This window comes from Kitasatospora sp. NPDC059571, from assembly GCF_042735675.1.
GTDB lineage: Bacteria > Actinomycetota > Actinomycetes > Streptomycetales > Streptomycetaceae > Kitasatospora.
Window position 1 is genome coordinate 7,214 of sequence record NZ_JBHWBW010000339.1, and the last position, 1,513, is coordinate 8,726.

Below are 1,513 nucleotides of genomic sequence, written 5' to 3' on the forward strand. Positions count from 1 at the left end.
ATCACCAACCACCGGGCGGCGGGCGCAGTGTTACAACAAAGCCGCGACCCGGCGCCCCGCCGGGGGGGTCCGCCGGGCGCGCCGGGGGGGGCGGGGGCGCCCGCCCCGGCGCCCCCCGTTCCCCCCGGCCCCTCCGCCACCCCTTGCACATGTGAGAGAAGAAGAACCAGTGACCGCTGAAAACCGCACCGTGGTCGTCACGGGTATCGGCGCCTTCACGCCGCTGGGCGGCGACGCCGCCTCGTTCTGGGAGGGCCTGCTGGAGGGCCGTTCCGGCGTGGCCGCGCTGACCGAGGAGTGGGCCGCCGAGCTGCCCGTCCGGATCGCCGCGCGCACCGCGGTGGACCCGGGCGAGGTGCTGCCCCGTCCGCTGGCCCGCAAGCTGGACCGCTCGGCGCAGTTCGCGCTGATCGCCGCCCGCGAGGCGTGGGCCGACGCGGGCTACGAGACCTCCGCCACCGACGAGTCCTCGAAGCTCGCGCCCGAGCGCCTGGGCGCGGTCATCGCCTCCGGCATCGGCGGCGTGACCACCCTGCTGGACCAGTACGACGTGCTGAAGGACAAGGGTGTCCGCAAGGTCTCCCCGCACACCGTCCCGATGCTGATGCCGAACTCCCCGGCCGCCAACGTGGGCCTGGAGGTCGGCGCGCGCGCCGGCGTGCACACCCCCGTCTCCGCCTGCGCCTCCGGCGCCGAGGCGATCGGCTACGCGATCGAGATGATCCGCACCGGTCGCGCCGACGTCGTGGTGGCCGGCGGCACCGAGGCGGCGATCCACCCGCTGCCGATCGCCGCGTTCGCCAACATGATGGCGATGTCCAAGAACAACGACGAGCCGCAGCGCGCGTCCCGCCCGTACGACAAGGCCCGCGACGGCTTCGTGCTGGGCGAGGGTGCCGGCGTGGTCGTCCTGGAGTCGGCCGAGCACGCCGCCGCCCGCGGCGCCCGCGTCTACTGCGAGGCCGTCGGCCAGGGCCTGTCCTCGGACGCCCACCACATCGCCCAGCCCGAGCCGACCGGTGCCGGCGTCGCCCGCGCGATCGCCGACCTGTTCGAGCGCAGCGAGCTGGACAAGAGCGAGATCGTGCACGTCAACGCGCACGCCACCTCGACCCCGCAGGGCGACACCGCCGAGGTGAAGGCCCTCGCCAAGGAGCTCGGAGAGCACCTGGACCACGTCGCCATCTCCGCGACCAAGTCGATGACCGGTCACCTGCTGGGCGGCGCCGGCGGCATCGAGACGGTGGCCACTGTCCTGGCGCTGCACCACCGGATCGCCCCGCCGACCATCAACGTGGACGACCTGGACGACGACGTCACCGCGGACATCGTCCGCGGCGAGCCCCGGAAGCTGCCCGCCGAGGGCCGCATCGCCGCGCTGAACAACTCGTTCGGCTTCGGCGGCCACAACGTGGTCCTGGCGTTCCGCACCGTCTGACCCGGGGCCACCCGGACACTCCAGGGGCGCGGGAAACGGCGCGCGTCGGAGGGCGTATCACCGCCGCCTCCGACC

General features: G+C 74.2%; 1 protein-coding gene. It reads left to right on the forward strand.

Going from position 1 to position 1,513, the window contains the following annotated elements; genetic code table 11:
* The first annotated feature begins 169 nt into the window (after positions 1–169).
* Positions 170–1,438 carry a beta-ketoacyl-ACP synthase II gene (fabF, locus tag ACFV0G_RS28610; RefSeq protein WP_380554136.1) on the forward strand — a complete coding sequence of 423 codons (1,269 nt, stop codon included), beginning with the start codon at positions 170–172 and terminating at the stop codon, positions 1,436–1,438.
* The last annotated feature ends 75 nt before the right edge of the window (positions 1,439–1,513 follow it).